This window comes from Sulfurimonas sp. (genome assembly GCF_027056685.1).
Classification (GTDB): Bacteria; Campylobacterota; Campylobacteria; order Campylobacterales; family Sulfurimonadaceae; genus Sulfurimonas.
Genome location: NZ_JALUKE010000078.1, coordinates 1 through 4,555 on the forward strand (window position 1 = coordinate 1; position 4,555 = coordinate 4,555).

Below are 4,555 nucleotides of genomic sequence, written 5' to 3' on the forward strand. Positions count from 1 at the left end.
ATCACTTACATTTGAGTGCGCACTTCTTGAACTCTCGTATCTACTAAAAGGTATTTTTAAATCTTTCATATCTTTTTCCCTGCCTTTATAAAGTTATATCTCTAGGATAATTAAAATCATGTCCTAGCGTTCGTGATGTCAATTTTGCAATAACGGGCATCTTACGCTTAAAATGATTTCTAAAAATTCTTTTTATTATCATATCTAACATTTTTTCATCAATTTTTAAATCAATAATCTCTTCACGAGACAAGCGCTCATCTACATAGAGTTTCATAGCACCATCAAGTTCTTTGTAAGTATAACCCAAATCTGCCTCATCACTCTGTCCATCCCATAAATCTGCAGAAGGAGGCTTCTTAATGATACTTTTTGTTACTTGCAAATATTCTGCCAGTTCAAAAACCTCACTTTTATACAAATCTCCAATTGGATTTACAGCAGATGCCAAATCTCCATAGAGTGTCCCATACCCCAACATTAGTTCACTCTTGTTACTTGTACCAACCACCAAAGCATTTTCACGCGCCGAGATGTCAAAAAGTGTTGCCATGCGCATACGAGATGAGAAGTTCCCCTTACGAAGATTATCTAAATCTGGATTCATTGCTTCATACGCTTCTAACATCGGAGCAATACTACAAGTAATATTTTTAAGAGCAAAATCACGACATAGTTCATCTGCATCATCAAGAGAATTTTGTGATGAGTAATGTGATGGCATTTTCACGCACAACAAATCATCGCCAAAAGCCTTTTGTGCCAATACTGCAACAACAGCAGAATCTAGTCCACCGCTTAAACCAAGCACAACTTTTTGCATTCCAGTCTTTTTCACTTCATTATCTAAAAAGCGTACAAGATAATCACTTATTTGAGAATATTTACCCATCAGATTTATAAACCTTTAAAATTTATTAACAATTTGAATTATATCCAAAAGAATTTAACACTCCTTTAACATTAGTGGTATATAATCGCAGCACTAAAAAACAAAGAGCTTACCATAGAAACGAACCTAATAATAAACAAACTAAAAACAATTGTTTTTCTACCAATTATCATTATTGCTATTGGATTTACCTACTTTTTAACAAACACTTACATCAAGTATCAAGAGCTACAAACACTTAAAGTAAATATTCATAAAAGCAAAAACATAGCTCTACTAATTAATAATTTACAAAAAGAGAGAGGGCTTAGTAGTGGGTATCTTGCAAGTAATGGAAAACTTTTTACAACACAACTTTCAATTATGCAACATAATGTTGACAGCTCTTTTAGAAATTTTATTTTGTATTGTCACGGACACAGAGATCAATACATTAAAATAAAAACGCAACTCAAAAATTTACGACTGAATATTCAGCATCTATCTACCAAAGTAGACTTTGAATTTTTATTTTATACTAAACTAATTCAAGAACTACAGGCAAATTATCTTGAAGTTGTTCAAGATGTTAATGATGCTTCTTTAAAAAACCAACTTATCTCTTATATAAATCTCTCCTTTTCAAAAGAGGCATTGGGACAAATGCGTGCTTTGGTAAATGCTCTTTTATCAGCACACAAGAATAATAAAAACTTACGAAATATGGTTTTGTTGGCAAAAGGAAATTATGATGTATCGCTCCAACGATGTAAAGCGACACTAACGCAAAAATATAAAGATAAACTCCAAAAAATTCTCTGCTCATCCGATTATAAATATATTCAAAAAATTTTTCATAATGTTATAGAAAAAAATCTTTATACAAATAGTTCTAAGCAATGGTTTATAAAATCAACCAATGTTATTGAAGATTTTTATTCTCTTGAACAAAATCATTTTACAGATATAGATAAAGAGATTCAAAGAGAGTTTACAGAAGAAAAGATTACATTTATAATAGTATTACTTATATTCTTACTCATTACAATCTCCACACTCTTTTTTGGTTCACACATTAAACAAAATATTTTAAAGAATATTAAACTCTTAGAAGAGTATAAAAACGCTGTTGATAGAAGCAGTATAGTTTCAAAAACTGATAAATCAGGGCGAATTACCTATGCAAATGATAAATTTTGTAAAATATCTGGCTATACACGAGAAGAATTAATCGGAAAAGCACATAATATGGTTCGACACCCAGATATGTCCAAGAGTGCATTTAAAGAGATGTGGAACACTATTTTGGCAAAAAAATCATGGTCTGGTATTGTTAAAAACAGGACAAAAGATGGAAGTGATTATATTGTTGAAGTAACCATCAATCCTATTCTCAATGAAAAAGAAGAGATAGAAGAGTTCATAGCTATTCGTAATGACATTACAGAGCTTATTCATCTACATGAAGATTTAGAACATACTCAAGAAGATCTGATTTTCCGTATGGGAGAAATTGGTGAAACTCGTTCTAAAGAGACAGGCTTTCATGTCCGCCGGGTTGCAAAATACTCTGAGATATTAGCAAAATACTATGGACTAGAAGAACAAGAGATAAAATATCTTACTACTGCTTCACCAATGCACGATATAGGAAAAGTTGGCATTCCTGACAATATTTTAAACAAACCAGATAAATTAACACATGATGAGTGGCTGGTAATGAAAACGCATGTAAATATTGGCTATGATCTCTTTAAAGACTCCAATAAGCCACTTTTACAAACTGCAGCAACCATTGCTTATGAACACCATGAAAAATACGATGGCAGTGGGTATCCAAGAGGATTAAAAGGTAATGAAATTCATATTTATGGACGCATTACTGCATTTGCCGATGTTTTTGATGCCCTTGGAAGCGAGAGATGTTATAAACAGACATGGGAAGATGAGAAAATTTTTAAACTTCTAAAAGAGGAGAGAGGAAAACATTTTGATCCACGACTTGTAGATATTTTCTTTGAACATTTAGATGAATTTTTAGCGGTAAGAGATTTTTACAATGAATCTAGTTCGTTTATGAAAGAGAGTTAACAGACCTCTTTTTTTGCCATTACTTTGAGTTCAATACATGAAAAACCTGCCTCTTTTCTTGCCTCAATATTCAAATCATTTGGGCGTAAAAAACCGCGTGGATAATATTTTTTGATAATCTCAAAGTAGATACTTTTATCTACACTCTCCTGCTCACAAGCATATTTAAACCAGACATCACCCTTTTTGACATGAGAGACTTCCTCTTCTAAAATCACTTCTAAATTATTAATAATTTTTTCTATCATCTCATTTTTTGGCAGTTTTTTTAGTTTTTTTAGTATCATTGGGGTGGCATCAAGTCCATTTGCTTCTAAGTATCTCGGCACAACTGCCATTCTCTCTAGTAGTGTTTGTGTTTTATATGAAGCTTCAAAGAGTGCATCATGTACTTCTATATCTCCATACGCAGCACCTAACTCATTAAGTAATTTATTAAGCATCAAAAAATGGCGTATCTCATCACTTGCCACTTCCAGCCAATCGGCATAATATGCACGAGGCATATCACAAAAACGGTATGCGCCATCAAGTGCCAAATCTATGGCAGAGTACTCAATATGTGCCACAGCGTGCAGCAGATTTATCTGTCCCTCTTTTGCTGTAAGATTACTGCGTTTAGGAACATGCTGCGGTGCTACTGTTGTGCATATTTCACTGTAAGATGGCTTCTCAAACTTTTTAGGTCTGAAATTTTCTTCAAACACCAGCTTATCCGCTTGAAATAGGTCGTAAAAAATTTCAAATCGCTCTATCTTTTCTTCTACTGATTTTGCTTCTATAATTAACTCTAATTCTTTAAAAAAATTCATACACTAATAATGCTATAATCACGCTAAAAAAGAGATGAATATGCAAATAAAAGTACAGCCAATGGGACCTTATCAGACAAACTGTTACATTGTCACAAAAGATGGCAAGGACATCATCATCGATCCAGGTGTTGGTGCAACTGAATGGGTCAAAAAAAATGTAACTAATCCAATAGCCATCTTAAACACTCACGGACATTTTGATCATGTATGGTCAAACGCAGCCCTGCAAAAAGAGCTTGGCGTAAAACTCTACACACCAAAAGATGATGTGATGCTGCTAAGCTCATCTTCATGGATGCCTGACCTGCCACCCTCCACTCCTGATGTAGAGATTGATGGAGATGAAGAGCTGGATTTAGAGGGCATAAAAGTAAAATTTCGTCATTTTCCCGGTCACTGTCCGGGGTGCTCAACCATAGAGATAGATAATGCAATGTTTAGCGGCGATTTTATATTTGAAAAAAGCATAGGGCGCACCGACTTTCCGTATTCAAGTCCCCAAGATATGAAAAAATCACTAGAGAAATTTAAGCAAATTCCTTACGACAAAACAGTCTACCCTGGTCACGGAGGAAGCACAAGCATAAAACAAGAACAACAATACAGCGACTACTGGATACAACAACTTTAAAAGGAAAAATAACTATGAGCACATTTGATAAAAGAGCACAAAATTGGGATAGTGGTGACATTCGTGTAAACGGTGCAAAAAAAATCGCCCAAGCAATCCAAAAAAAGATTACACTCACACCCGATATGCAAATAGTTGACTTTGGTG

Annotated in this window: 4 protein-coding genes; 2 read left to right on the forward strand and 2 right to left on the reverse strand. The window is 33.9% G+C overall.

The window, feature by feature from the left end; genetic code table 11:
• Positions 1 to 85 precede the first annotated feature (85 nt).
• A complete protein-coding gene (locus MVY38_RS03455; RefSeq protein ID WP_297483614.1) occupies positions 86 to 892 on the reverse strand; it encodes an NAD+ synthase in 807 nt (268 codons plus the stop codon).
• Positions 893 to 1,171: 279 nt separating this feature from the next.
• Here MVY38_RS03455 and MVY38_RS03460 point away from each other — a divergent pair, with 279 nt between their 5' ends.
• Positions 1,172 to 2,962 carry an HD domain-containing phosphohydrolase gene (locus tag MVY38_RS03460; RefSeq protein WP_297483619.1) on the forward strand — a complete coding sequence of 597 codons (1,791 nt, stop codon included), beginning with the start codon at positions 1,172 to 1,174 and terminating at the stop codon, positions 2,960 to 2,962.
• Here the strand turns inward: MVY38_RS03460 and MVY38_RS03465 are convergent.
• Positions 2,959 to 3,774: a ferritin-like domain-containing protein gene (locus MVY38_RS03465; protein ID WP_297483615.1), complete on the reverse strand. Its 816-nt coding sequence runs from the start codon at positions 3,772 to 3,774 to the stop codon at positions 2,959 to 2,961. The genes MVY38_RS03460 and MVY38_RS03465 overlap by 4 nt on opposite strands.
• Before the next feature lie 40 nt (positions 3,775 to 3,814).
• On the opposite strand from MVY38_RS03465, the gene MVY38_RS03470 reads away from it, so the two are divergent.
• Positions 3,815 to 4,408: an MBL fold metallo-hydrolase gene (locus tag MVY38_RS03470; RefSeq protein WP_297483617.1), complete on the forward strand. Its 594-nt coding sequence runs from the start codon at positions 3,815 to 3,817 to the stop codon at positions 4,406 to 4,408.
• Positions 4,409 to 4,555 lie beyond the last annotated feature (147 nt).